The sequence below is a fragment of the Mariprofundus ferrooxydans PV-1 genome, assembly GCF_000153765.1.
GTDB classification, from domain to species: Bacteria; Pseudomonadota; Zetaproteobacteria; order Mariprofundales; family Mariprofundaceae; genus Mariprofundus; species Mariprofundus ferrooxydans.
Genome location: NZ_DS022294.1, coordinates 1,313,183 through 1,338,791, shown reverse-complemented (window position 1 = coordinate 1,338,791; position 25,609 = coordinate 1,313,183). Strand labels below are relative to the sequence as shown.

The 25,609-nt window shown below is 54.8% G+C and carries 24 protein-coding genes, 1 tRNA gene, 1 other RNA gene and 1 pseudogene; 4 read left to right on the top strand and 23 right to left on the bottom strand.

The genetic code is table 11. The features are described 5' to 3' along the window. Positions 1–124 precede the first annotated feature (124 nt). The 17 genes and pseudogenes from SPV1_RS06115 to SPV1_RS06040 form a co-directional block, all read right to left on the bottom strand. Positions 125–1,588 carry an NADH-quinone oxidoreductase subunit N gene (locus tag SPV1_RS06115; RefSeq protein WP_040881528.1) on the bottom strand — a complete coding sequence of 488 codons (1,464 nt, stop codon included), beginning with the start codon at positions 1,586–1,588 and terminating at the stop codon, positions 125–127. 25 nt (positions 1,589–1,613) lie between these two features. After that, positions 1,614–3,190 (bottom strand): annotated as a pseudogene (locus SPV1_RS06110) (NADH-quinone oxidoreductase subunit M). A gap of 14 nt (positions 3,191–3,204) precedes the next feature. Continuing rightward, positions 3,205–5,178 (bottom strand): NADH-quinone oxidoreductase subunit L, encoded by a 1,974-nt coding sequence (nuoL, locus tag SPV1_RS06105; RefSeq protein WP_009850266.1) that lies wholly within the window; start codon positions 5,176–5,178, stop codon positions 3,205–3,207. Positions 5,179–5,210: 32 nt separating this feature from the next. Further along, entirely contained in the window at positions 5,211–5,516 is a 306-nt protein-coding gene (gene nuoK / locus SPV1_RS06100; RefSeq protein WP_009850265.1) for an NADH-quinone oxidoreductase subunit NuoK, read from the bottom strand. Between the two features lies 1 nt (position 5,517). Continuing rightward, on the bottom strand, positions 5,518–6,102 hold the full coding sequence (locus tag SPV1_RS06095) for an NADH-quinone oxidoreductase subunit J (protein WP_009850264.1): 585 nt from the start codon (positions 6,100–6,102) through the stop codon (positions 5,518–5,520). An 18-nt stretch (positions 6,103–6,120) separates the two neighbouring features. Continuing rightward, a complete protein-coding gene (gene nuoI, locus SPV1_RS06090) occupies positions 6,121–6,603 on the bottom strand; it encodes an NADH-quinone oxidoreductase subunit NuoI (protein WP_009850263.1) in 483 nt (160 codons plus the stop codon). 7 nt (positions 6,604–6,610) lie between these two features. After that, entirely contained in the window at positions 6,611–7,672 is a 1,062-nt protein-coding gene (gene nuoH / locus SPV1_RS06085; protein ID WP_009850262.1) for an NADH-quinone oxidoreductase subunit NuoH, read from the bottom strand. Next, a complete protein-coding gene (gene nuoG, locus SPV1_RS06080) occupies positions 7,669–10,026 on the bottom strand; it encodes an NADH-quinone oxidoreductase subunit NuoG (RefSeq protein ID WP_009850261.1) in 2,358 nt (785 codons plus the stop codon). The genes nuoH and nuoG overlap by 4 nt, the downstream gene beginning before the upstream one ends. A gap of 61 nt (positions 10,027–10,087) precedes the next feature. Further along, entirely contained in the window at positions 10,088–11,365 is a 1,278-nt protein-coding gene (gene nuoF, locus SPV1_RS06075) for an NADH-quinone oxidoreductase subunit NuoF (protein WP_009850260.1), read from the bottom strand. Beyond that, positions 11,362–11,874: an NADH-quinone oxidoreductase subunit NuoE family protein gene (locus SPV1_RS06070; RefSeq protein WP_009850259.1), complete on the bottom strand. Its 513-nt coding sequence runs from the start codon at positions 11,872–11,874 to the stop codon at positions 11,362–11,364. Before SPV1_RS06070 ends, nuoF begins: the two co-directional genes overlap by 4 nt. After that, the gene (locus SPV1_RS06065) at positions 11,871–13,049 is read right to left on the bottom strand and encodes an NADH-quinone oxidoreductase subunit D (protein ID WP_009850258.1); all 1,179 of its coding nucleotides are present in this window, start codon (positions 13,047–13,049) and stop codon (positions 11,871–11,873) included. The genes SPV1_RS06070 and SPV1_RS06065 overlap by 4 nt, the downstream gene beginning before the upstream one ends. Then, entirely contained in the window at positions 13,042–13,674 is a 633-nt protein-coding gene (locus SPV1_RS06060) for an NADH-quinone oxidoreductase subunit C (RefSeq protein WP_009850257.1), read from the bottom strand. Before SPV1_RS06060 ends, SPV1_RS06065 begins: the two co-directional genes overlap by 8 nt. Before the next feature lie 9 nt (positions 13,675–13,683). Continuing rightward, entirely contained in the window at positions 13,684–14,160 is a 477-nt protein-coding gene (locus SPV1_RS06055) for a NuoB/complex I 20 kDa subunit family protein (protein ID WP_009850256.1), read from the bottom strand. Beyond that, positions 14,151–14,522, bottom strand: coding sequence for an NADH-quinone oxidoreductase subunit A (gene ndhC, locus SPV1_RS06050; RefSeq protein WP_009850255.1), 372 nt, complete (start codon positions 14,520–14,522; stop codon positions 14,151–14,153). The genes SPV1_RS06055 and ndhC overlap by 10 nt, the downstream gene beginning before the upstream one ends. Before the next feature lie 806 nt (positions 14,523–15,328). Next, positions 15,329–15,680: a transfer-messenger RNA gene (gene ssrA, locus SPV1_RS14150) on the bottom strand. A 22-nt stretch (positions 15,681–15,702) separates the two neighbouring features. Further along, entirely contained in the window at positions 15,703–16,581 is an 879-nt protein-coding gene (locus tag SPV1_RS06045; RefSeq protein ID WP_009850254.1) for a 4-hydroxybenzoate octaprenyltransferase, read from the bottom strand. Then, complete coding sequence (locus SPV1_RS06040) at positions 16,578–17,141, bottom strand: chorismate--pyruvate lyase family protein (protein WP_040881527.1); 564 nt, start codon at positions 17,139–17,141, stop codon at positions 16,578–16,580. Before SPV1_RS06040 ends, SPV1_RS06045 begins: the two co-directional genes overlap by 4 nt. 98 nt (positions 17,142–17,239) lie before the next feature. Here SPV1_RS06040 and SPV1_RS06035 point away from each other — a divergent pair, with 98 nt between their 5' ends. From SPV1_RS06035 to SPV1_RS06025, 3 genes are all read left to right on the top strand, one after another. Continuing rightward, positions 17,240–17,962 carry a 16S rRNA (uracil(1498)-N(3))-methyltransferase gene (locus SPV1_RS06035; protein WP_009850252.1) on the top strand — a complete coding sequence of 241 codons (723 nt, stop codon included), beginning with the start codon at positions 17,240–17,242 and terminating at the stop codon, positions 17,960–17,962. 86 nt (positions 17,963–18,048) lie between these two features. Next, positions 18,049–18,124, top strand: a tRNA-Thr gene (locus tag SPV1_RS06030). 111 nt (positions 18,125–18,235) lie between these two features. After that, a complete protein-coding gene (locus SPV1_RS06025) occupies positions 18,236–18,958 on the top strand; it encodes a DNA/RNA non-specific endonuclease (RefSeq protein WP_009850251.1) in 723 nt (240 codons plus the stop codon). 327 nt (positions 18,959–19,285) lie between these two features. Here the strand turns inward: SPV1_RS06025 and SPV1_RS06020 are convergent, their stop codons facing one another. The 5 genes from SPV1_RS06020 to mpl form a co-directional block, all read right to left on the bottom strand. Beyond that, complete coding sequence (locus SPV1_RS06020) at positions 19,286–19,702, bottom strand: hypothetical protein (RefSeq protein ID WP_231288300.1); 417 nt, start codon at positions 19,700–19,702, stop codon at positions 19,286–19,288. A gap of 92 nt (positions 19,703–19,794) precedes the next feature. Beyond that, positions 19,795–20,433: a DUF4145 domain-containing protein gene (locus SPV1_RS06015; RefSeq protein WP_009850248.1), complete on the bottom strand. Its 639-nt coding sequence runs from the start codon at positions 20,431–20,433 to the stop codon at positions 19,795–19,797. Between the two features lie 231 nt (positions 20,434–20,664). Further along, positions 20,665–21,348 carry a uracil-DNA glycosylase gene (locus tag SPV1_RS06010; protein WP_231288299.1) on the bottom strand — a complete coding sequence of 228 codons (684 nt, stop codon included), beginning with the start codon at positions 21,346–21,348 and terminating at the stop codon, positions 20,665–20,667. Positions 21,349–21,426: 78 nt separating this feature from the next. Then, on the bottom strand, positions 21,427–22,374 hold the full coding sequence (locus SPV1_RS06005; RefSeq protein ID WP_009850246.1) for a class 1 fructose-bisphosphatase: 948 nt from the start codon (positions 22,372–22,374) through the stop codon (positions 21,427–21,429). A 119-nt stretch (positions 22,375–22,493) separates the two neighbouring features. Beyond that, positions 22,494–23,882, bottom strand: coding sequence for a UDP-N-acetylmuramate:L-alanyl-gamma-D-glutamyl-meso-diaminopimelate ligase (gene mpl, locus SPV1_RS06000; RefSeq protein ID WP_009850245.1), 1,389 nt, complete (start codon positions 23,880–23,882; stop codon positions 22,494–22,496). A gap of 60 nt (positions 23,883–23,942) precedes the next feature. Here mpl and SPV1_RS05995 point away from each other — a divergent pair, with 60 nt between their 5' ends. Further along, the gene (locus SPV1_RS05995; protein WP_009850244.1) at positions 23,943–24,626 is read left to right on the top strand and encodes an alpha/beta hydrolase; all 684 of its coding nucleotides are present in this window, start codon (positions 23,943–23,945) and stop codon (positions 24,624–24,626) included. Here the strand turns inward: SPV1_RS05995 and SPV1_RS05990 are convergent. Continuing rightward, on the bottom strand, positions 24,613–25,521 hold the full coding sequence (locus SPV1_RS05990; RefSeq protein WP_009850243.1) for a ketopantoate reductase family protein: 909 nt from the start codon (positions 25,519–25,521) through the stop codon (positions 24,613–24,615). The two genes, SPV1_RS05995 and SPV1_RS05990, sit on opposite strands and share 14 nt — an antisense overlap. Positions 25,522–25,609 lie beyond the last annotated feature (88 nt).

The following is a 25,609-nucleotide window of genomic DNA, read 5'->3' as shown; positions in this document are numbered from 1 at the left end:
GGGATGTTCAATAAGGTCGAAGTGAATCCCCTCTTTTACAGCGTGGCGCATTGTAGCAATGTGCGGCGTCACTTTCAAGCGTCAATTGCGCATTCACTATATTTTAACAAAGCAGACCGGCACGTCAGATCAGGCCTGCCACAGCCTGCCTGCACAGATCCATCAGCGGGTCGGGATAGAAGCCCAGCGCAACTACCGCAATCGTCATGACGACCACGGTTGCCTGCATCAATCTGCTTTCATCGAAGTTGAAGGCCACCTTCTCTTCGTCAAAATAGATGTATTTGATCACACGAATATAATAAAACGCGCCCACGGCCGAAAACAGCAGTGCATACAGCACCAGATAGAGGTGCCCTGCCTGAACGGCAGCCATAAACACAACATATTTGGCCCAGAAGCCGCCCAGAAACGGAATGCCTGCCAGCGAGAAGAGCAGCAGTCCCATCGCCAGCGCATAACCCGGACGAACCCTGGAGAGGCCGGCAAAATCGTCCAGCAGCTCTCCCTGGATGCCTTCCCGGCGCATCAGAATGATGACTGCGAATGCTCCCATGGTCATGAACAGGTAAATCGTCAGGTAGACCATAATGCCTGCATAGCCTTCGCTATTGGCAGCAATCAGACCGAGCATGACAAAACCGACATGGCCGATGGTTGAATATGCCAGCATTCGTTTGATATTACGCTGGGCAATCGCGCCGAGATTACCGACAGCCATCGTCAGCACCGCCATCGCAGTCAGGATCATGGTGTACTCATGCTGCAATGCCGGCATCGCATCGACCAGTATGCGGATAAAGACAACAAAGCCGGCCACCTTCGGCGCAACCGACATAAACGCGGTAATGGATGTCGGAGCTCCTTCATACGCATCCGGCGTCCACATGTGGAATGGCGCCATAGAGACCTTGAACGCCAGACCGGCCACAATAAACACCAGACCCAGCATCACTGCTGTATGGGAGCCGCTACCGGCTGCGGCAAGTCCCTTACCGATGGCAATAAAGTCGAAGCTGCCGGTCACACCGTAAAAGAACGTAACGCCATAGAGCAGCATGCATGATGACAGCGCACCGAGGATAAAGTATTTCAGCGCAGCCTCATTGGAGCGCAGCACATCCCGTTGGTAGCCGACCAGCACATAGATACACAAGGCCATCAGCTCCAGCCCCAGATACATGGTAATAAAGTTGGTCGCCGACACCATCAGCATCATGCCCAACATTGAAAACAGCATCAGTACATAAAATTCGCCGACATTCTCTTCCTCTTTCATATAGCTGACCGACAATACCATACCGAACGCGGTACCCAGACAGATCAACACCTTGGCCAGTACGGCAAAATGGTCGAGAACAAAAAATCCATAAAACGCCGTAACAGACTCAGGCATCATCGCCTGCACCGTAAGCACCGCGGCCGTCAGAGAAGTGGCAATGGCGATATAGGCTGTAACAGCCTTTTTATCACGGGCAATAAACAGGTCCAGCAATAGCAGCGCCATGGCAATTACCGCCACGAACATCTCCGGCATCAGAGCAAACAAATGCTCAGGGAAGGGGTATGGAAAGGTTACATTAGCCATCTTAGTTATCCTGCTCCTTCAACCTTTAGTGGTGTGCAACATCAAGCATTGGCGCGGTCTGCGCCAGCGCTGCCGCTGCATCCAGTTTGCTCGTTGATGCCTGTGCCACCAGATGGATCACCGATTCATGCATCAGATCCAGCACCGGCGTCGGATAGAAACCCAGCCAGGCAACCAGAATGATAAGCGGCACGAAGTAACCGAACTCTCGCACACTCATATCCTTCATCGATCCAACCGACTCCTTCGTCACATCGCCAAACACCACCCGCTTGCACATCCACAGGGTATAGCATGCCGAGAGCACCACGCTGGTCGTAGCAATAATCGCTACCCACTTCACCGATACAGGCAGATTCGCTGCGTGATTGCCGATGCATCAAAAGTGCCGATCAGTACCATAATCTCAGCCACGAAGGAGGATGCGCCGGGCAGTGCCACATTCGCCATGGCAAACAGGATAATGACAGCTGCAAAAATCGGCATGACATTCGCCACGCCTCCGTAGGCGGCAATTTCACGCGTATGCAACCGGTCATACATCACACCCACGCAGAGGAAGAGTGCAGCAGCGACAAAGCCGTGTGAGATCATGCCGAACAGCGCGCCTTCAAGGGCGACCTGGGTGAACATAAACGTACCCAGCGTGACAAAGCCCATATGGGCGATTGAAGAGTAGGCAATCAATCGCTTCATATCCGTCTGCATCATGGCAACCAGCGAGATATAGACGATGGCAACCAGACTCAGAATAACCATAAACGGTACAAAATACTGCGATGCATCCGGCAGAATCGGGAGCGAAAAGCGCAGAAAACCGTATGCACCCATCTTCAGCAGAATGCCCGCCAGAATGACTGAACCGGCAGTCGGCGCCTCGGTATGCGCATCCGGTAGCCAGGTATGCACCGGCCACATCGGCACCTTCACGGCAAAGGCAATAAAGAACGCAATCCAGATCCAGAACTGCCAGGTGAAATCAAACGGATAGTCCATATAGGCCAGAAGACTGAATGTATGACCCGCCTTAAAGTACATGGCCAGCACGGCAATCAGCATCAGTACGGAACCGGCCAGTGTATAAAGGAAGAATTTCAACGTTGCATAGACGCGGTTCTTGCCGCCCCAGACACCGATAATCAGATACATCGGAATCAGCATCGCTTCCCAGAAGAAGTAGAACAGGATCGCATCAAGGGCGCAGAAGACGCCAATCAGCGTGGTTTCCAGCACCAGAAACGCCAGCATGTACTCTTTCACACGTGTCTGGATGCACTCCCATGCGGAAATAATACAGATAATGGTCAGCAGACTGGTCAGGATGATAAACGGCATGGAGATGCCATCAACGCCCAGCTGATAATTCACATGGAAAGTGGATATCCACGGATGCAGCTCTTCAAACTGCATGTGTGCCGTATTCTTATCGAACATGAAGGCCAGCGGCAGGGTTACAATAAAGGTTGCAACCGACACAGCCAGCGCAGCCCAGCGCACAGCCCGATCACCGCGCACAAACAGCCATATCACCAACGCACCAAACATCGGCAGGAATATACTCAGGGACAGAATCGGAAAGCCCAGAACGTTGTTTAAGTCCATTCTCAGTATCTCCCTTATGCCTTCAACAACAGATAGGTCAGCAGACCGAAGACACCGGTTACCATGGCAAAGGCATAATGGTAAACAAATCCGGTCTGCGCCCTGCGCATGCCCGCGGCACCGGCCTTGATCGTATCGACAATGCCGCCGTGAATTATCCCTTTATCAATCACAGCCAGGTCAGCCTTCTGCCAGAGCAGCGTGCCCGCACACTGGGCCGGCTTGACAACAAAGCGCTCATAAAACTCATCCCAGTACCATTTATTGAGCAGGAAGGTATGAAGCGGGCCGGTTGCTGCAGCCAGCTGTTTCGGCATGGCTGTCTCGCGGAAATACATCGCATAAGCCAGACCAATGCCACCCATAGCCAGCCAGAACGGTGCGCTGAAGATGAAGTGATACCAGGGGTGATGCCCCTCTTCGGCAATCATCATCAACGGGTTATGCGCATCCAGTACGAACAGGGATGTGCCGAAATAGCCGCTGGCCACGTCCGGATTGGCAATATCCAGCACCAGCACGCCCCATGCACCGGCAGCAAATGCTCCGAAAGCCAGAATCATCAATGGTATGGTTATCACCTTCGGCGACTCATGCACATGCGACTTGATATTGGCCGGCACACGATCGGAGTTATGAAAGGTCAGGAAGAACATGCGGAAGGTATAGAACGCCGTCATAAACACGGCCGACAGCACCGCGAAAGAGGCGAAATTACCGACCCAGCCCATCTCACGGATCATCGTTGCCTCAATAATCAGATCCTTGGACCAGAAGCCTGCAAACGGCGGCACGCCGGAGAGCGCCAGCGCTGCAATCAGCATGGTAATATAGGTGATAGGCATATACTTGCGCAGGCGGCCCATTTTGCGAATATCCTGTTCGGCCATGACAGCATGAATGACGGAGCCTGCTGCCAGGAACAGCAGCGCCTTGAAGAAGGCGTGAGTCATCAGGTGAAAAATGCCGACCGAATAGGCCGATACGCCGCAGGCCACAAACATATAACCCAGCTGCGAACAGGTCGAATAGGCGATCACCCGCTTGATGTCATTCTGTACCAGACCGATGGTAGCGCACATCCAGGCGGTAATGGCACCGACCAGCGTCACCGCCGCCAGTGCAGTATCGGAGTACTCGAACATCGGCGAGCAACGGGCTACCATGAAGACGCCGGCGGTCACCATTGTGGCGGCATGAATCAGCGCCGAAATCGGCGTCGGGCCTTCCATCGAATCAGGCAGCCAGACATGCAGCGGCACCTGACCGGATTTACCCATTGCGCCGACAAACAGTGCCAGACAGATAAAGGTCAGTGCACTCATCTGCCAACCCATAAAACCCAGCGTCAGATGCTGGTCAACAAAGGCCGGCACCATGTCAAAAACCGTTCTGTAGTCGACACTGCCGAAATAGTACCAGATAGCCAGAATGCCCACGGCAAAGCCGAGATCGCCTACGCGGTTAACAATAAAGGCTTTCATTGCGGCAAAGGTGGCGGATTCGCGCTTGAACCAGAAACCGATCAACAGATAGGAGACCAGGCCCACTGCTTCCCAGCCGAAGAAGAGCGTAAAGAAGTTGTTACCCATGACCAGCACCAGCATCGAGAAGGTGAAGCCGGAGATATAGGAGAAGAAGCGACTGTAGCCCGGATCGCCATGCATATAACCGATGGTATAGATATGCACGCAGGCTGAAACCACGGTCACAACCACCATCATCATGACCGTCAGGCGATCAATCATCATGCCTACATTGACGACAAAGTCGCCCGAAACGATCCAGCTCCAGAAATTACCATAGAAGCTGGCACCGGCGAGCACCTGCATAAATACGTGGATCGACAGAAATGCGGAGATAATCACACAGCCGGATGTGATTGTATGGGAGAGCTTCTCTTTCAGCGCCCAACCGAACAGGCCCACTGTCAGCGCCGCCAGCAGGGGCAACCCCGGGATGGCCAGTAATTCGGTTGTGCTCAGCATAGTTGCAGTTTCTTGCACTTAAACCCCTCCCCTTAACCCTGCAGCGAGTTGATGTCTTCAGTTTCAACAGAACGGCGCGTTCTGTAGTAGGCCACCAGAATGGCCAGGCCGACGGCCACTTCCGAAGCGGCCACAGTCAACACGAAAAAGACAAATATCTGACCGGCCAGATCATGCTGGTAGTGAGAAAAGGCTACCAGATTGATATTGACAGCCAGTAGCATCAACTCAATACACATCAGGATATTAATCACATTCTTGCGATTGAGAAACAGACCGATAACGCCCAGTGTAAACAGCGCCGCGGCCACGATCAGGTATTGTGATAATTCAATCATCTTACATCCTTACCTTACGCATACGATCTTCCTTGCGCACGCCCACCTGAGCAGCAATCTTCTGGTACTTCGCATCCTTGCGGGTTCTGAGTGTCAGAACGATAGCGCCGATCAGCGCGACCAGCAGAATCAGGGCCGCGATTTCAAAGCCCAGCAGATACTTCGTATAAAGAACCTGGCCGATCTCAACCGTATTATTGACGCTTTGCGGCAAGTGATCAGCCGTGGCCATCGCGCCGCTGCTGAATACACCGGAGACCGCGGCACTGATAAACTCGACCAGCAGGACAATCGCAACCAGACCACCCAGAGGCAGATACTGCAGAAAGCCTTCACGCATGCGGGCTGTATTGATCTCCAGCATCATCACCACGAAGGTGAACAGCACCATGACCGCTCCGACATAAATCAGGATCATGATGATGCCGATAAACTCTGCATCGAGCAGGAAGAACAGACCGGCTGCATTAAAGAAGCAGAAGATCAGAAACATGACCGAATGCATCGTGTTGCGCGCCAGCACGACGCCCATGCCGGAGAGCACAGACAGTCCTGCAAACAGGTTAAAAAATACGGTTTCCAGCATCACCCCTCCAGACTTTCGTCAGCTGTAGCGTGCATCTGCAGCCAAATTGGCGGCAATCTGCTTCTCATTCCTGTCACCAACGGCCAGCAACATATCCTTGGTGTAATACAAGCCATCGCGTGTTTCCGTGGCATATTCGAATTCCTGAGTTTCCACAATCGCATCCACCGGGCATGCCTCCTGGCACAGGCCGCAGTAAATGCACTTGCTGAAATCGATGTCGTAACGCGTGGTGCGACGACTGCCGTCATCGCGCTCAGCCGACTCAATCAGAATCGCTACCGCAGGACAGATCACCTCGCATAGTTTGCAGGCGATACAACGCTCTTCACCGGACTCATAGCGGCGCAGTGCATGCAGGCCGCGGAAGCGCGGAGATAACGGCGTTTTCTCTTCCGGATATTCCACGGTAATCTTTTTCTGGAACATATAGCGACCGGTCAGGGCCAGCCCCAGCACCAGCTCCCACAGCAGCCATGTTTTCAATGCTTTTTTAATCATATTTGCATTACCTCCACGGCATCCAGAAGTTAATGATCGAATCCAGCCCCGGCGTGTAGATAAAGATGCCGACCACGGCAATCCATGCCAGCGTCCACGGCAGGAACACTTTCCAGCCCAGACGCATCATCTGGTCATAACGATAACGCGGGAATGTGGCCCGGAACCAGATAAATACAAAGATCAGGAAGGCTGTCTTGCCCAGCAGCCAGACCGTACCGGGAATAAAGTCCAGTGCAGGAATCGGCGCATACCAGCCGCCAAGAAACAGGATGGATGTCATCAGGCTGATCAGAATCATCGCGGCATATTCAGCCAGTGAGAAGGTGGCAAACCACATGCCTGAATATTCGGTATAATAACCGGACACCAGCTCCTCAGTCTCCACCAGATCGAACGGTGTACGCGCAGTCTCGGCACAACCGGAGATAAAGTAGACGATCAGCATCGGAAACAGCGGAATCATATACCAGTGCAGCAAGCCACCCTGCTGGGCATGAACGATATCGGCCAGATTCAGTGACCCTGCCAGCATCATGACGGTCACCAGTCCGAAGCCCATCGAAACCTCATAGGAGATCATCTGACAGGTAGCGCGCATGGCACCGATAAACGGATATTTAGAGTTGGACGCCCAGCCCGCCATCAGCACGCCGTAGATGGATAGACTGGAGATAGCCATAATATATAGCAGACCGACATTCAGGTTGGAAATATTCATGACATGCATGACATCCCACAAACCAAACAACGTTGTTTCACCGAATGGTACGACGGCAAACGCGACCAGTGCCGGCATTAACGAAATGATAGGAGCCGCGATAAACAGATATTTGTTCGCGGTTGTCGGGATAATCGTCTCTTTCAGCACCAGCTTCAGACCATCGGCGAGCGGCTGCAGCAAACCTGCCCAACCGACACGGTTGCACCCCTTACGGACCTGAACCCAGCCAATCACACGACGTTCAAAGTAAGTGATATAAGCAACACCGAGCGCCACAGGCACAGTAATCGCCAGTATCTCCAGCGCCCAGATGCCCGCCTGGGCGGCCATATCCCAACCACTCATGATTGTCCTCCCGCCAGACTTGCCACGTCAAGATCAGACAGTGCGCCTGCTACACCGCGTCTGGATACAAACAACACGCCGGGGCTGACATCTTCACGCACGCCGACATGACACGCTGTTTCACCCAAAAATGAGCGCACCACCATCTCGCCCGGCTGCAAACCGGCTTCCGCCAGCGTATCCGGATGCACCAGCAGATCATCCAGGCAGTGAAGCATCGCAGCCTCACTGAGTAACTTGGAGGCCCTGACCCACATACCCTCGCGGTACATGGAGTAGCGACTGACCACATCCAGGTCAAATGCATGTTTCTGCTTGCTCGGCGTAAAGCTCGAGGTCCGGTTACGCCGGGGAGCGAGCAACAGCTTATCCTGCTCTGTTGCAGACCAGGCTCCGGCCAACTCCGGCACACGCGCGACAATTGCAGCACGCAACTCATCCAGACTGACTACCGGCACTTCGCCGCCCATCACCTGCACAAGGCGCATCATCACCTTCCACAGCGGACGCTCCTGACCAAGGGATCGAATCGGATTGGTTGCCACCCGGACACGACCCTCCATATTCACAAATGTGCCTTCCGTTTCGGAGTAGGCAGCAGCCGGCAGCTGCACTTCGGCACGCTCGCCGATGCGACCGGCAATAGAACCGATCTGAATCAGCGGCACCTTGTCCAGAGCAGCAGTGGCTGCAGTTGGAAACAGACCATCACCCAGCGGGTCGCTGCCCACCACCACAATCGCATCCAGCTCACCTGCTCCGGCTGCAGCAAACAGATCACCGGCACTGACGCGTACATCAGCAAAGACAGACGACAATATTTGTGCACTCATCCCTTCAGGAATCAGATTACGTCCGTCACTGCCGGTCTCGGCATGGCCGCAGGCACGCATCAGCAGATCCAGACCGGAAATCAATGCCGCTGCATCATTATCGGAACGAATCTCCTCACCAACCAGCAAGGCGCAACTCTCCGCCATCAGCGCATCGGCAAGGATCTTGCCTGCTTCATGGCGAGCTGGCACAGCAGCCAGCCATGCATCAAAGCCGGCAGCCGTTTTGCCCAGATCACGCACCTGCTCCATAGCCCTGGCAATCACTGCAGGCCAGTCACGCGGACGGATGATCGCATCATTGCTGATCTCCATATTGGTGCGGTAGTTCATTGCACCGATACGTGAAACAGGCTTGCCTGCATGACCACGTTTACGCAGGCGCTGCATTAACAGCGGCAGACGTTGGCGCAGATCGGAACCCAGTACCACGACCTGGTCGGCCGCTTCAATCTGGGCCGTCGTCATCGACAAGCCCTCTTCAAAGGCAAACGGCCGCATATCTCTGCGATGCAGATCAAAAGCCACCTTCGCATCCGGGAAGAGCGTGTCACGCATCATGCGGATCGCGGTATGACCCTCCACGCTCCAGTCGGGTGAGAACAGAATACCTACACGTTTATCCTTGAGCAGTGAAACAACGCGATCAAACGCCTCATCCCAGCCGACACTCTGCAACTCGCCATCACGGCGCACAGCAGGCTCCAGAATACGGGCATCGGAGCGGAAGGCATCATAAACATAACGGCCGCGATCACAGATCCATGGTTCAGGGGAACCTGCAATCGGACGAATACGCATCACTTCATCACCGCGCGATTCAATATGAATGTCGCAACCGTTCGGGCATTGCGTGCAGGTGCTCTTGTGGTGGGACATCTCCCATGGGCGCGATACGTCATGCGACGGCTTGTCCAGCAGTGCGCCAACCGGGCAGATATCCGGCAAATTGCCCGACAACTCCGATTCCAGCGCCTCTTCAACGATGCCGGCAATACTCATATGGTCTGAGCGGTTCAGGATGCCGATATCACCGGTTCCGGCCACTTCATCGGCAAAACGCACGCAACGGGTACAATGGATACAACGGGTCATGCAGGTATTAACGAAAGGCCCCAGCTCGTAATTCACCACCGCACGCTTGGGTTCGGCATAACGCCCCTTGGAGGCACCATGATCCAGTGCATAATCCTGCAGTTTGCAGCTACCGCCCTGATCACAGACAGGGCAATCCAGCGGATGGTGTATCAGCAGATACTCCATCACCATCTGACGGTCTTTTTTCAGTGATTCGGTTTGGGTTTTTACCTTCATGCCTTCGGAAACAGGTGTACAGCACGATGCAGCAGGCTTCGGCCAGCCTTCCACTTCCACCAGGCACATACGGCAGTTGGCCGCGACCGACAGCTCGGGGTGATAACAAAAATAGGGCACATCAAAATCGTTCTGGCGGCAAGCCTCCAGAATACTGGTGCCGGGCGTGACCTCGACCTCCTGATCATTGATAAACAGACTCGTCACGCCACACCTCCATCGGTATCACACAGCTGGCCCGCGGCCGTTTTAGAGAACATACGAACACTCATGCAGCTTTCCCCAGCGCTCGCGCTCGCACTTCGTCCGGGAAATGTTTGAGCATCGACAAAATGGGAGCCGCAGCACCATCAGCCAGCGCGCAAATCGTACGCCCTGCCATATGCGTCGCCGCATCACTGAGCACCTGTATATCTTCCGCACAAGCCTGTCCGTTTTCAACACGGATCATAATGCGCTCCAGCCAACCGGTGCCTTCACGACATGGCGTACATTGGCCACAGGATTCATGCGCATAGAAATGCGCCAGACGACGCGTCACTGCGATCAAGTCAGCGGTTTCATCCATAACAATAATCGCGCCCGAACCCAGCATGGAACCGGCTTTAATCATCCCGTCATAGGTCAGCGGAGCCTCATAATGTTCAGCCGTCAGCCAGGGGGTGGATGAACCGCCGGGAATCACCACTTTCGGCACGGAGCCATGCTGCAGGCCGCCACAGTACTCTTCGATCAACGTCTTCAGCGACGTACCCATCGGCACTTCATAGTTGCCAGGCTTGTTCACATGGCCGGATACGGAAAAAATCTTGCAGCCGGTATTATTCGGCACGCCGATTGCCGCATGCCAGGCGCCGCCATGCTCCAGAATAGCCGGAACGGTTGCCAGCGTTTCCACATTATTGACCACCGTCGGACAACGATAGAAACCCTCTACAGCAGGGAAAGGCGGCTTGAAACGCGGACGTCCGGGCTTGCCCTCCAGAGACTCGATCAGCGCTGTCTCCTCACCGCAGATATAGGCCCCTGCACCGCGATGTACGGTCAGATGCATGCTGTAACCGCTGCCAAGGATATTCTCACCCAGCAGGTTGGCCGCATAGGCTTCACGAATCGCCTCATTCATCACGTTCGCTTCATGCAGAAATTCGCCGCGCACATAGATATAGGCATCGCGCACATTCAGCGCAAAGCCCGCCATGATCATCCCTTCAATCAGCAAGTGCGGATCAAAGCGCATGATATCGCGATCCTTGAATGTACCCGGTTCACCCTCATCGGCATTGCACAACAAATAGGTCGGCTTACCCGTATTACGCGGCACAAATGACCACTTCAAACCTGTTGGAAAACCTGCGCCACCGCGGCCACGCAGGCCGGAAAGCTTCATCTCATCAACAATTTTTGCCGCCGTAAACTCCTTGAGCACTGTCGGCAGAAAAGCATATGCACCGTGTTTGCGCGCAACGGCCAGCGTGTTTACATCCGGAATATCGATACGATCGAAGCAGATCTGCTTCACCTGTTTGGGATCAGAAGGAATCATACTGCACCTCCGTCCGCACGCATCTGCGTAATCAATGCATCCATGGTCTCAGGCGTCACTTTTTCATGGTATGTATGATTCACCTGCACCACCGGCGCACCGCCACAGGCACCCGCGCACTCCACTTCAGCCACTGTAAACAGGCCGTCATCCGTTGTTTCACCCACCTTGATACCCAGCGTTTCGCACATATGCGCCACCAACTCATTGGCACCATTAAGCATGCAACCGGCATTGGTACATACTTCCAGCAAATAGGTGCCACAGGGTTTCTCACGGAACATGGTGTAAAAGGTCACGACTTCCCGCACCTGCATCAGCCTGAGCCCCAGCACATCGGCAACATGCTGCTGCACATCCATCGACAGATATCCGAAATCTTCCTGCGCCATATATAATACAGGCATCAACGCCGATTGTGCACCGGGATAACGCTTCACCAACTCGGCAATTTCAGCCAGACGCGCCTCACTGAAACGATGGGAGTTTATGCTTACTGCAGCACTCATCGGTCAACCTCTCCGAAAACAATATCCTGCGTACCGAGAATCGCCACCACGTCGGCAATCATGTGACCGCGACACATATAATCGAGTGCTTCAATATGGGCAAAACCGGGCGCCCGCACCTTCATGCGGTATGGCTTGTTGGAGCCATCGGAAACCAGATATACGCCGAATTCACCCTTCGGGTGCTCAACCACCTGATACACCTCACCTTCAGGCACGTGATACCCTTCCGAGAAATATTTAAAGTGATGGATCAGGGACTCCATATCCGACTTCATTTCAGCACGCGGCGGACTGGTCAGCTTGTAATCATCCACCTTGACCGGGCCGGGATTATTGCTCAACCATTCAACACACTGTTCAATAATGCGGTTGGACTGACGCATCTCTTCCACACGCACCAGATAACGGTCGTAACAGTCGCCCGTAACGCCTACCGGAATATCAAAATCCATCTTGTCATAGACATCATACGGCTGGGTTTTACGCAGATCCCAAGCCACACCGGAACCGCGAATCATCGGACCGCTAAAGCCCCATTCCAGCGCCGACTCCTCATCCACAACGGCAATATCGACATTGCGCTGTTTCCAGATACGGTTTTCCGTCAGCAGGGTCTCATATTCATCGACAAAGCCGGGAAAGCGCTCGGTGAAGCCCTTGATGCGCTCCAGCAGGCCTTCCGGCAGATCTTTGGCCACGCCACCCGGACGGAAATAGGATGCATGCATACGCGCACCGGATACCGCCTCATAATAATCGAAGATATCCTCGCGCTCACGGAAACAGAACAGAAACACCGTCATCGCGCCGATATCCAGCGCCACAGCGCCCAACCACATGCAATGGTTGAGAATACGGGTCAACTCGGCAAACATCACCCGGATATACTGGGCCCGCTCAGGCGCCTCGATACCGAGCAACTTCTCCACGGCCAGTGTATAAGCATGCTCATTGGCCATCATCGATACGTAATCAAAGCGATCAAAGTACGGCAGGTTCTGCAGATAGGTTTTTTCTTCAAACAGCTTCTCGGTTCCGCGGTGCAGCAGGCCGATATGCGGATCGGCGCGCTCGACAACTTCACCGTCCAGCTCCAGCACCAGACGCAACACACCGTGCGCAGCCGGATGCTGCGGGCCGAAGTTCAGGGTATAATTCTTGATCTCAGCCACGATCGACCCCCGGCCACGATTTCTGGATCAGCTGTCTGGCCTCCAGTTTGTTCGGACGATAAACACAGCGCCACTGTGCCTCATCAAAGAACATCTCCACCCGTCCGGTCACAGGGAAATCCTTACGCAGCGGATAGCCTTCAAAGCCATAATCCGTCAGCAGACGACGCAAGTCCGGATGGTGATTAAATATAATGCCGTACATATCAAAGGCTTCGCGCTCAAACCAGTTTGCCGTCGGCCACACTTCCGTAACCGAATCAACCAGATCACGCTCATTAGCGCCCACCTTCAGGCGTATCCGGCAGTTGCGTGACACGGAAAGCAACTGATAGACCACCTGAAAACGCGGAGCATCCGCCGGCCAGCCCCGGTAATCACTGCGATCGACACCGCAGATATCCATCACCTGCTCAAAACTGTGCTCGCCTTTCAGGTAGTGACAAGCCTCGGCAATACACTCACGCGCCAGCGTGACGCTCGGACAGTCGAGCCCCGCCTCCACATCCAGCACCTGATCTCCAAACCGCTTGCGCAAACCATCCACTTCCGGTGGCAAGGCAGTCTCCGCAGTGACGCCGATATCATCCTGCAACTTTTCTTCCGTCATGTTTTTTTCCGTCATATCGTATGCCTACCGGGCAATCGTGTTGGTACGTTTTATTTTTTCCTGCAGCTGAATAAAACCGTACAGCAGCGCCTCCGCAGTTGGCGGGCAGCCCGGCACATAGATATCAACCGGCACGATCCGGTCGCACCCGCGCGTTACCGAATAAGAGTAGTGATAGTAACCGCCGCCATTAGCGCAGCTGCCCATCGAAATCACCCAGCGGGGCTCAGACATCTGGTCGTACACCTTGCGCAGCGCCGGTGCCATTTTATTGCACAGCGTGCCGGCCACCACCATCACATCCGACTGACGCGGAGAGGGGCGAAACACAATACCAAAACGATCCAGATCGTAGCGCGATGCGCCGGCATGCATCATTTCAACTGCACAGCAGGCCAGGCCAAAGGTCATCGGCCACAAAGAGCCGGCTCTTGCGCCGTTAATCAGTTTGTCTGCGGTCGTGGTAATAAAACCTTTTTCAAGAACGCCTTCTATTCCCATTGCAAGGCCCCCTTCTTCCAAGCGTAGATATAGCCCACCAGCAGAATCACCAGGAACATCATCATCTCAACAAAGCCGAACAGACCGATCTTATTGAGCACGACAGCCCATGGAAACAGGAAGGCACTTTCCAGATCAAACACAACAAACAGGATAGCCACCAGATAGAAACGAACGTCAAATTGCATGCGCGCATCTTCAAATGCCTCAAAGCCACACTCGTAAGCCGAGCGCTTTTCAGCATTCGGCCGCTGCTCTGCCAGCAAATAGGTCAGTGCAAGCGGTGCCGCCCCCATAACAAAAGCAATAATTATAAAGATAAAAATTGGTGCATACTCATTGGCGAGATATTCCGCGCCCATTGAAACCCCCTCCTGAATTCACTACTCCCTGAGCCAGCCCCCCAAAAAAATGGGCACGCTTGCTAACACCGAAGCACAATTTGGTCAAGATTTCGCCCGTTATTTAACTGTTTAATAACTAGGGGAAAATAACATGGCGCCATGTAACTTCAACCATATAATCTGCGCGGTCTTTCCCCTTCTTGAACAGTGGTCAGACTAAAGCGCAAACGCACATAGGGCAACAAGAGATGGCTTCTCAACCACCTGAACCGGTTGAAAATCAACATTGAGCCATTGTCGAAAGAGGTGAGCGGGAGTTCTGAGCGTGAAGGTATGATATGTATTCGGAGGGCCGTAGCAGGCACCTCGAGTGCAGTCCCTGCTCCGGTGGCGGGTTTGACTGCGGGCATCCTGCCCTTGCCCTGCGGGCGCGCGTTGCGCGACGTTGATTCAGCGACAACCCCTATCGCGTAGCGGGAGCACCGCTACTTGCTCCTGCCGATTGGTCGACAATGATGCAGGATCGCATCATTGCACGCGTTAGCGCCCTGTAAGGGTGGCGCACATGGACGTGCGCCATGAACCATGGGCACTCAGCACTAACGCACAGCCACCAAACACAAATGGCCTCCCTGATGCCAGTGATCTGTGATTGGCACATCCAAACAGGCGGGTTTACTCGGGGCTCCTGCCCCTCGCCCTTCGGGCCGTCGCTTATAGCGACGTTCAGTTCGGCTATCCTGCCGAACTGTCGAACAAGCTACTCATCCCGGACGCACACCACCAAACACAAATGGCCTCCCTGATGGGAGGCCATTTGTGTTTGGTGGAGGCGGCGGGTTTCGAACCCGCGTCCGAAAATCATCAGCCTGTGGTTCTACATGTTTAGTCCGTTCGAGTAGCACCCCTTGAGAACCAAACGGACAAGATGCCCAAGGGGTCGATTCGTAGCTATTTAACCCTACAGACCACGAGTCTCCGTTCTGTAGTGGCGATTCCATCTAAATGGCCCCGGATTCTCAATGGATGGACACCTCAAGAGCGGGGTAACTTACGCAGCGTAAGCTAGTTCTACGTCGTCGTTTGCAATTATATGCAAGTGCCAGCTTTTTACGGGACCAACAACCCGACATGCCCCACAGGGTTCAGCATCTCCGTCGATACCAAGTCGCCCCCGTGAAGCGGCGTATTGTATACCTTATAAGGTCGCGGACAAGCCCTGCAGTGCAAGACCCGCGGCAAACAGTGCGCCGACATAATGGGATTGCAGAAAGAAATCGAAGCCCCATCGCTCGCCGCAGCGCATCAACCGGCCACACAACAGCATCTGCAGCATCAGTGCCAGCCACCAGCCGAGCCCTACCCAGAAGCCGCCCAGCATAAAAGTCGCCACGCCGAGCAGCGACACGGTGGCCATACCCAGCAGCACAATCGCCACAACAGATCTGTCACCGAACCAGATCGCAGCGGACTTGACGCCGATCTTCAGATCATCCGCACGATCACCCAACGCATAAGCCGTATCATAGGAGATCGACCAGCAGATATTGGCTGCAAACAACAACCACGGCACCGGCGAGTCAAACACCGAACCCGTTTCAGCAGCCCACGCCATCACCGCGCCCCAGCCAAAGGACATACCCAGCCAGGCCTGCGGAAAATGGGTATAGCGTTTAACAAACGGGTAAATGAATGCCAACAGCGCACCCGCCACAGCCAGCGCCATCACATAGGCAGAAGTCATGGATACCAACAGCAGCGCCAGCAGCAACATCACAATAAAACCGACCATCGCCGCCCCGGGCGCAATCGCACCTGCGGCAATCGGGCGGGATTTCGTACGCTCAACATGCGGATCGTAATTACGATCGGCAAAATCGTTAATCACGCAGCCGGCCGAACGCATCAACAGCACACCGGCCACAAAGATGATGATATTCTTTAAAGAGGGGCGACCGCCCGATGCCGCCAGCAATCCCCACAGGGTCGGCCACAGCAGCAACCAGTAACCGGCAGGTTTGTCGATGCGCAGCAGCCTGTACCAGTCAGATGCAGACCCTGCCGGAGAAAACCTCACTGGGGGTAACGGCGGGCAGCGTTTTCTATACGCTGCCAAAGCGCCGGATGAAACACCTCAACCACCAGCGCGCGTGTTCCAGAAGGTGAGCGCAATACCGAACGCCTGGCCCAGCGCCCGTTATTTGCACCCTCCATATCGAGCTTCACCACGGCAAGATCCGAACGCGACAGGGAGAGTCCCCGATCCAGCAACAGATTACCCAACGGACGAGCACCCTCCTGCAGTTCAAGCATCAGATCAGCAGGCAGATCCTCCAGCGGCAACACCGATTCAGCATCAAACATCACCGAGCCACGGTGCAGCAGCGACACCTGACGACGCAAGGCCGATGCGCCGGGAGCGCAAACCAGCAGCTGCGCCTCTTCCGCACTCATGGAATCGACAAACTGGTCATGCACACGCACATCCAGCCGGATGGCAAAATGCCGCTCCAGAAAGCGGGTTAATGAGCCGGCAACGGTCAGCACGGCTGCCGCATCACGGCCAACGCCTGCATCGGCCGGTTTCCAGACGCGTACGGACTGCCATGGTTGTGATTCAATATCGCCAAAAAACATGCGCGCATCATGAGCCAACAGCCTGTCCGGTCAAGTAGCTACCGCCTCTCTTGTATCGCAGCTTGCATGCCTTTCGGAAATCAGGCCGAATCCGCCCCATGTCCTGTCGCCTACACCTGAACCAGCCGCTTGAGGCCGGCACAACCGTCGATCTGCCGGCCAACCTCGCCCATTATCTGCACACCGTGATGCGCCATGCCGTCGGTGACACAGTAATCCTGTTTAACGGCCATGGCGGTGAATACCATGCTGTCATCGACAGCCTCTCCAGAAAGGCTGCATCATGCCGGATTACAGCCTTTGAAAACATTGATCGCGAGATGGCCTGTCGGGTTCATATTGTTCAGGGCGCCTGTCGCAGCGAGAAAATCGAGACGGTTTTGCAGAAAGGTACAGAGCTCGGTGCCGCCGGTTTCCACATCACCCGCTCCGAGCGCTCATCATTGAAGCTCGACGGCAGCAAACTGGACGCCCGGCTGGATCGCTGGCGCAAAATTGTCACCGAGGCGGCAGAACAGTGCGGACGCACCATCGTGCCGACAGTTCACTGGCACACCCGCCTCTCCGACATCCCCTGTCATGGCCTTGGCCTGACACTGCATCCGCACACGGCAGCATCATGGCAGCAGATCCGCACAGAGATCAGAGAGAGCAGCGAAATCACGCTGGCCGTGGGACCTGAGGGCGGCTGGAGCGATGCGGACATCGCCACACTGGGCGAGCGGGGCTTTCGCAGCATCGCGTTCGGCCCGCGCATCCTGCGCACGGAAACCGCCGCCCCTGCACTACTGGCCGCCATCCAGGCCGTACAGGAGCAGTAACAGGTGGGCGGGCTTTTGCTCTCCCGATAATTGACAGTTCCCATCCGCATAAATATTGCTAAGATGCGCGGCCTGCTGGAACACTGGCCGATGTAGCTCAGTTGGTAGAGCATCTCACTCGTAATGAGAAGGTCTCCGGTTCGATTCCGGACATCGGCTCCAGTATGAATCAGTCACTTGCTCACGCGGCTCTCTTTTAATCAGCGCCTGCAGCAAAACAGCCATCCCGCAGCCACAACCCGTTGCGCAACAGATATCCACGGAGAGGAAATCATGGTTCGCTTTAGTCTTATACTCTTCAGCCTGCTTACCGGCATCGCCAGCGCCTCAGCCGCCGGCATCAGCGACTTCATCAACAATCGCAATTGCGATCAGGTTCTGGACAAGAAATTCTACCAGATCTGTTATGACTACAAGGCCAAAGGCGCTCTGTTCGTCGGCTACACACTCATCGGCAACAATATGGAAGCCGGCAACATCAAGAAGCGTCCCCGCTTCTATCCCGACAGAGATATCCCGGCCAGATACAGAACCACCTCATCGGACTACACCAAAAACGAGTTTCATGCCGATCGCGGCCACCTGGCTCCGGATGCCTCATTCGACTACTCAAAGAGGTCGCTGCACTCGGTCTATTCGATGGCGAACATCATTCCGCAATACTCCAGGATCAACCGCAAAACCTGGATCAAGGCCGAGCGCTATGAGCGTCAAATCGCCCGCAAACTCGGTTCGGTAAATGTCATGAACGGCGTGATTTATGGCAGCAACCCGAAACGCATGCACAAGTCCGGCATTGCCTATCCGGAGGCCTACTGGAAGATGCTGTATGATAACCACGGCTTTGAACGCTGCTTCTATTACAAGAACGACAGCCATGAGAAAATCAAAGGCGACAAGCTGCGCGACCACCTCGTCGATTGTAAGCTGGTAAAAACCGGCAGGCCCGGACGCCCTGTTGCGCACAAAATGCGACCTGCACCAAAGGCCTCATAACGATTATCGCCCGGTGTGACTCAGACCACATCCACCATTCCCTTCCGGTGACAGAGTTCACCTATCAAAACCGAGGGAGACCAACATGGAATTCGATATCGCTATTGCAGTCACATCACTGGCCGGCTTCTTCATCGCGCACGCACTGATATAAACCACTTCACGCGCACACTCTGCGCATGAAGAATGACCTGTTGTTCTGCTAAAAGCGCTGAAACCGGAGCGAAACAGGAAGCTCGCGGACTCTGTCCGCCTCTATAGTCAACATGGATCAATAGGGTCGAATCCGCCATTCAAAGGCTGACCCCGATCACTGTGAATGACCTGTTAGGCATCAGCCTTGATCTCATGTGACTGATGGCGCACAAGAAATTCAGCCAACTCTTCGTCTCGCCATGGGACATAGAACAATGCCTTGCATTTGTGGTCAGCTTCTAATTTCTTGAGGTAACTGGTTGAAGTGTGTGCGGCAACAAATACCGCATCGCCCAGAAATGGAACAGCAATGCGCTCTGTAGTAAGGCCAAGTCTTACTCCTTGAATAACAGAAGTTGGCCCTTTCTGAATTTTCTTAACCACATCCTTGCCAATTGAGTCGGAAATAACGTTGTCTAGATTGCCTTTGGCATGGACGGCAAGAACAACTTGGCTGAAGTTGTTCTTAACGGCATAGGCAATGGCAGCAACCAAGATGGTACGGAACGCACCAACGCTTGGGCCGCAGGTGTTTGTGTGAAAGTACAAATATTCCTCCAGATGCCTAACAACGCCTCACATCAGCCGATCTAAAAAGCACGAAGCGCTTTTTTGGATAGGCTTGATGGGTTGTTATACGATTATTTATCTCTTTGCTCAATTTGGTTTCGCTTTTCGTCGGGGAGGCTTTCGTAAAGAGACTCGATCATCTTCGGCTGAGTGATCATTGCCTGAGTAATAATATTAACTAGGTTGAACAATGCGATTGCCGTTTCAGGTTCATCATTTAAGTCTATCGTTCCCGGATGGACTGCCTCATTCCCTATAACTCTAACTACATCAAGGCTTTTTTGGAGTGTGGGGTTCAGGCCTTTTTTGACAAGCGCCGCGATATCATTGTTTATATTTTTTCCGGACTCTCCAAGATGCTTGCACAATTTTTGTATACACAATCGCAATAAGGCCGCAGCACCTCTTGGTGAATCACCAACAATGCGTGACGCTTCTTCGTAGTCGAGGAGGATTTCTTCTGGTAAATCGGCATTGGGTGGGGGAGCTTGTGTTGATGCAGGGTAAATCAACTTATTACTCACCCAGATAGATTCATGGTGGCAATGCGTACACCAAGCAAAAGTAACACCATTAACCTCCTGAATGGAGCCTCCTCCATGAAATGGCGCGTATGCGCCTCCCCAGAGTTGATTGGCGTAGGCTTTGCAGCTTGGGCAATGGAAAGCTGACTTCCCTTGTTCTGGTGGCTTAAATGGCTCTCCGCTCATGCTTCAGATTCCTGATTTTTCGTATAACAGTGTTGATACAAGGAAATAATTCCTTGTTTTTTCTTCATAGATACGAACATAAATCCTCCACCGAAAACACTGAAAGGAGTCACAATGTCCCGATTCAGGCTGCGGGTCAACGAGGCATCTTGGTGTCGGGCATTACGAGTGGCCGCTAGGTTGTTTCCGCATGGGGAGAAAAAAAGCCCGTCCAGCAGCAGGCGCCAGAGATCAGGATTGAGTCAGGTCACGGTAGCGATCGGCGAGCAGGCAGAGATCCTGCCAGCCTTTCTGTTTCTGTTGCGGGGAGCGCAGCAGGTAGGCCGGGTGATAGGTCACCCATACGGGGATGCCGTGATACTCATGCCACGCTCCGCGCAGCGCGCCGAGTGTTGCGTCGGTTCCGAGCACGGTCTGTGCCGCCACGCGGCCCAGCAGGCAGATCATTTTCGGTTGCAGCGCATCAAGCTGCTGCTCAAACCAGAGGTTACAGGCCTTCACTTCATCGGCTCGCGGGTCGCGATTATTCGGCGGCCGGCACTTGATGGTATTCATGATATAGACGGCATCCCGATCCAGGCCGATAGCTGCCATCATGCGATCGAGCAACTGGCCGGCCCGGCCGACAAACGGCTCACCCTGCAGATCCTCATCGCGCCCCGGCGCTTCACCGATAAACACCAGATCCGCCTGCGGATTACCAACGCCGAACACCACCTGCGTGCGCGTATCGGCCAGCGAGCAGAGGCGACAGGTTGATGCCGTTGCCGACAACTCATCCAGCGATTTGAATACAACCGTATCGGCAGCAGGTGCAGGCGTAGATACCTGCGACTCAAGCGCTGCCGCAGGCTCCGACTCAACCGGGCTCGGCTGCGCTGCGGGGGCCACAGGCGGCTGAGTTTCCTGCGCCAAAGAAAGAAGGGAAACCGGCGTCTGCACGCCGATTTCCCTCAGATATGTTTCTACAAAGATGTTGCTCTCAGGCAATGCTTATCCGAGCAGCGAATCAACGTTGGTGTGGGAACCCAGATAGACAGGTACGCGCTGATGCAGTGCTTCAGGCTCGATATCGAGCACAGCAATACCGCTACTCATCGCCTTGCCACCGGCCTGTTCCATAATAAAGCCCATCGGAATGGCTTCATACAGCAGACGCAACTTACCGGTCGTGTTTTTCTCATCCGCAGGATAGAGGAATACGCCGCCCTTGAGCAGTGTGCGGTGCATATCAGCTACCATGGCGCCGACATAGCGCATGCCAAGGCCGGTATCCGCTTTCATGCGATCCAGATGATCGCCCATACCGTCCAGCCATTTGTCCTTATTGGACTCATTGACCGAGTAGTAGCCGCCGGTCTCCGGAATACGGATATCGCCATGGCTCAGTTCAAAACGGGCTGATCCGGGATTAAAGGTGTAGCCGTGAACGCCGTCACCGACAGAGCAGACCATCATCAGGGAGGGGCCGTAAAGCACGTAGCCAGCCGCGATCACTTCCTTACCGGACTGCAGCGTATCGGATACATGCGGGGTATCGGAGTTAGGGGTTTTGCGTTTGACAACGGAGAAGATCGTACCGACAGGTCCGTCCACATCCAGATTGGATGAGCCATCCAGCGGATCAACCAGCACCAGATAATCGGCGTGGCTGTACTCTTCAATCACCAGCAGCTCTTCCTGCTCTTCGGAGCCGACCGCACAGACAAAACCGGTGGAACGCATCTCATCCAGAAAGATCTCATCGGAGAGCACATCCAGCATCTGCTGCTGCTCGCCCTGAACATTTTCGCTACCGGCGCCGCCCAACGCGCCCCGGAACACAGCGCCACGCAGTACGGCTGCAATCTCAATCGCTGCACGCCCCACGCCCTGGATCACAGGCATCATGGCTGCGCCATTTGCTCCCTGCTTAGCGATATTATTCAATGTTGTTGGCATATCCCTCTCCCTTCCAAATCCGCGTGCGGAAAAATCAAAAGCGGCGTCATACTAGCAACAAAGCCTGCGATATACAAAAGCGTAGCTGGGTAATATATCCGCTCGCATTTTCCTTCACATCAAACCGACAGCGCCGTCAGCAAACGCTGATGGATACCATCAAATCCGCCGTTGGACAGAATCAGCACATCATCACCCTCTGATGCGTGGCTGCGAATATGCGCGATAATCGCTTCGGCATCCGCCAGCACCACAGCATGCGGACCAATAGCGCGACAGACCTCTGCCACATCCAGCACATCGGAGGCGTTCAGGTTCCGATCCGATGCCGGCACAAACACGACCTGGTCTGCGGCAGCAAAACAGGCGGGCAGCGCCTGCTGATGAATGCGCGAGCGCATCGTATTGGAGCGCGGCTCAACCACTACCCATAACCGGCCGCGTCCTTTCATCGCCGCGCGTGCAGCGGCCACCACGCCACTGATGGCCGTCGGGTGATGCGCAAAATCATCAAATATACGGATGCCGCCCACCTCACCGACCAGCGTCATGCGTCTGCGAATCCCCCCGAACGAGGCAAATGCCGCGGCAATATCCGCGCTTGAAACACCCAGCCTGCTTGCCGTTGCCGCCACCGCACAGGCATTGGCAACCTGATGCAGCCCGATCATGCCCCAGCTCACCTCCATCACCTCATCACCATGCTGGTAGAGACGGAAACGGCTGCCATCATCACTCAACGGCTGCCAGTGCCACTCGGCATCGCGACCACCGTAACGGGCAAAACGTACCAGCGGCGTCCAGCAACCGCGTGCCAGCACATAATCAAGATTATCATCATCGCCATTCACCACGATGCTGCCGGCAGCAGGCACGGTGCGGATCAGATGGTGAAACTGGGCCTGGATGGCTTCCAGATCCGGAAAGATATCGGCATGATCGTATTCCAGATTATTCAGAATCAATGTGCGTGCATGGTAGTGCAGAAATTTGCTGCGCTTGTCGAAAAAGGCGGTGTCGTACTCATCGCCCTCCAGTACAAAATGCGGCCCGCCACCCGTTCGCGCCCCCGTCCCGAAATCTTCCGGAATACCGCCGATCATAAAACCGGGAGAGAGATCCGCCCGATCTAGCACCCAGGCCAGCAGGCTGGATGTCGTCGTTTTGCCATGTGTCCCCGCCACCACCACAGCATGGCGACCGGGCAGAATATGGTCGCCGACAAAAGCAGGGCCTGAGCAGTACGGCAATCCGCCGTCGAGGATGGCCTCCACTTCGACATTGCCACGTGACATCGCATTGCCGATCACGCACAGATCCGGCGCCGACTGCAGGCAGGATGCATCAAACGGGGCAATTTCAATTCCCAGCCCCGCCAGGTAATCGGACATCGGCGGATAGACGCCCGCATCCGAGCCGGTCACATGCCACCCCTGTTCTTTGGCCAGTGCGGCAATGGCGGCCATGGCCGTACCACAGATACCGAGAATATGCAGATGTTTACTCATTTCGAAATTGAACCACAAAGACGCAAAGACACAAAGAATTAATTACGGCATGATTGGCCCATGACACTGCATCCACTACCCCACATCACCATCGAAACAGGCGAAAAGCCTGCAGCCAGCGTCATCTGGCTGCACGGGCTGGGCGCAGATGGTCACGATTTTGAACCTGTCGTTCCGCAGCTGGGGCTGCCCGCCGATATCGCGGTGCGCTTTATCTTTCCGCATGCGCCATCCATACCGGTTACACTTAACGGCGGTTATATCATGCCGGCATGGTATGACATCCGTCAGAACGACCTCGGCATCGAGCACGATGAAGCGGGTATTCAGGCCTCATCGGCCGGTATCAATATGCTGATCGAACAGGAGATCATGCGCGGCATTCCGGCTGATCGCATCATACTGGCCGGCTTCTCGCAGGGCGCTGCGATGGCTCTCTACACCGGTCTGCGCAAGCCGTCTCCGCTGGCCGGCATCATTGTTCTCTCCGGCTACCTGCTCATGCCTGAAGCGGCTGCAGAATATAGCCAGGCATCGCTGAATACGCCGCTGTTCATGGCACACGGCATTGATGATCCTGTTGTACCCTTTGCGCTCGGCGACAGCTGCGCCCGTCAGCTGAAAGCTGCCGGTTATCAACTGGAGTGGCACAGCTACCCGATGCAGCACTCCGTTTGTCCGCAGGAGATCAACCATATCGGCCAGTGGATTGCCGAGCGGCTTAGGGCAATCAGCCGGCCTTAGTCAGTGCATGCATCAGCGTGGTTAACATCCGGTTGACCGGTGCCGCCAGCCCCAGCGACTCAGACCGCTCAGCCACATAACCGTTCATATAATCCACCTCGCTGACATGCCCTGCCTCGACATCCTGCCACATGCTGGTTTTCACCGGACCCATCGCCAGCGTCACATCAATATGTCTGTCGATATCCGAGGCATCAATGGCGACAGACAGCTCATTTGCGAGCGCGACCGTCTCCTGCATCGCCGCCCTCACCATCTGCAATGTCTCATCATTGGCAGCCACTTCACGCGCATATCGGCGGGTGATGGCAGTGATGGCATTAAAGCCGCAATTCCACAGCAGCTTGCGCCACAACATTGCGGCAGGATCAGCATCAATATCACTTGCCACACCCGCCGCACACAGAGCCTCATTCAACGCAGGCAGCAACGCGCTGCCCCTGCCCTCACGCCACAGGCCGAGCCTGATCCCGCCAGCGGCCGAGTGAATGATATGGCCGGGTGATTCCAGGCGCACGCCGATAAAGGCTGTGCCCGCCACCACGGCATGGTCGGGAAAGGCCTCCGCCAGCATATCCGGAGCCTGCACGCCGTTCTGCAGGCTCACCAACATGGCGTCCTCCGATAAACAGCCCTGCAGCGCGCTGAGCAGCTCCTTCAGCCCGGTCATCTTGCAGCTTAACACCACCACATTGCAATCGGCCAGTCGCGCCACATCATCCGTGGCATCCACAGCCAGTTGCAGCCGCTCTCCCTCCGATTCATGAATCAGACCCTGCTGCAGCGCCTGCAAATGCGCACCGCGAGCCAGCAACAGCACATCCTCACCACTCTGAATTAATTTGCTGCCATAATGACAACCGACGGCACCCGCGCCGACAAATCCAATTCGCATCAATCTACCCAATGACCACACCTCCATCCGGCGCTATGCTTGCGGATACAGAGAACAACTGTAGATAAACATGAAGCGAACACAATGG

What these genes read in the sequence shown, in the direction of transcription:
- SPV1_RS06115 (WP_040881528.1), bottom strand. Translation starts at nt 1,588, where the DNA reads ATGGCTAATGTAACCTTTCCATACCCCTTCCCTGAGCATTTGTTTGCT.
- nuoL (WP_009850266.1), bottom strand. Translation starts at nt 5,178, where the DNA reads ATGCTGAGCACAACCGAATTACTGGCCATCCCGGGGTTGCCCCTGCTG.
- nuoK (WP_009850265.1), bottom strand. Translation starts at nt 5,516, where the DNA reads ATGATTGAATTATCACAATACCTGATCGTGGCCGCGGCGCTGTTTACA.
- SPV1_RS06095 (WP_009850264.1), bottom strand. Translation starts at nt 6,102, where the DNA reads ATGCTGGAAACCGTATTTTTTAACCTGTTTGCAGGACTGTCTGTGCTC.
- nuoI (WP_009850263.1), bottom strand. Translation starts at nt 6,603, where the DNA reads ATGATTAAAAAAGCATTGAAAACATGGCTGCTGTGGGAGCTGGTGCTG.
- nuoH (WP_009850262.1), bottom strand. Translation starts at nt 7,672, where the DNA reads ATGAGTGGTTGGGATATGGCCGCCCAGGCGGGCATCTGGGCGCTGGAG.
- nuoF (WP_009850260.1), bottom strand. Translation starts at nt 11,365, where the DNA reads ATGATTCCTTCTGATCCCAAACAGGTGAAGCAGATCTGCTTCGATCGT.
- SPV1_RS06070 (WP_009850259.1), bottom strand. Translation starts at nt 11,874, where the DNA reads ATGAGTGCTGCAGTAAGCATAAACTCCCATCGTTTCAGTGAGGCGCGT.
- SPV1_RS06060 (WP_009850257.1), bottom strand. Translation starts at nt 13,674, where the DNA reads ATGACGGAAAAAAACATGACGGAAGAAAAGTTGCAGGATGATATCGGC.
- SPV1_RS06055 (WP_009850256.1), bottom strand. Translation starts at nt 14,160, where the DNA reads ATGGGAATAGAAGGCGTTCTTGAAAAAGGTTTTATTACCACGACCGCA.
- ndhC (WP_009850255.1), bottom strand. Translation starts at nt 14,522, where the DNA reads ATGGGCGCGGAATATCTCGCCAATGAGTATGCACCAATTTTTATCTTT.
- SPV1_RS06040 (WP_040881527.1), bottom strand. Translation starts at nt 17,141, where the DNA reads ATGTTTTTTGGCGATATTGAATCACAACCATGGCAGTCCGTACGCGTC.
- SPV1_RS06035 (WP_009850252.1), top strand. Translation starts at nt 17,240, where the DNA reads ATGTCCTGTCGCCTACACCTGAACCAGCCGCTTGAGGCCGGCACAACC.
- SPV1_RS06025 (WP_009850251.1), top strand. Translation starts at nt 18,236, where the DNA reads ATGGTTCGCTTTAGTCTTATACTCTTCAGCCTGCTTACCGGCATCGCC.
- SPV1_RS06015 (WP_009850248.1), bottom strand. Translation starts at nt 20,433, where the DNA reads ATGAGCGGAGAGCCATTTAAGCCACCAGAACAAGGGAAGTCAGCTTTC.
- SPV1_RS06005 (WP_009850246.1), bottom strand. Translation starts at nt 22,374, where the DNA reads ATGCCAACAACATTGAATAATATCGCTAAGCAGGGAGCAAATGGCGCA.
- mpl (WP_009850245.1), bottom strand. Translation starts at nt 23,882, where the DNA reads ATGAGTAAACATCTGCATATTCTCGGTATCTGTGGTACGGCCATGGCC.
- SPV1_RS05995 (WP_009850244.1), top strand. Translation starts at nt 23,943, where the DNA reads ATGACACTGCATCCACTACCCCACATCACCATCGAAACAGGCGAAAAG.
- SPV1_RS05990 (WP_009850243.1), bottom strand. Translation starts at nt 25,521, where the DNA reads ATGCGAATTGGATTTGTCGGCGCGGGTGCCGTCGGTTGTCATTATGGC.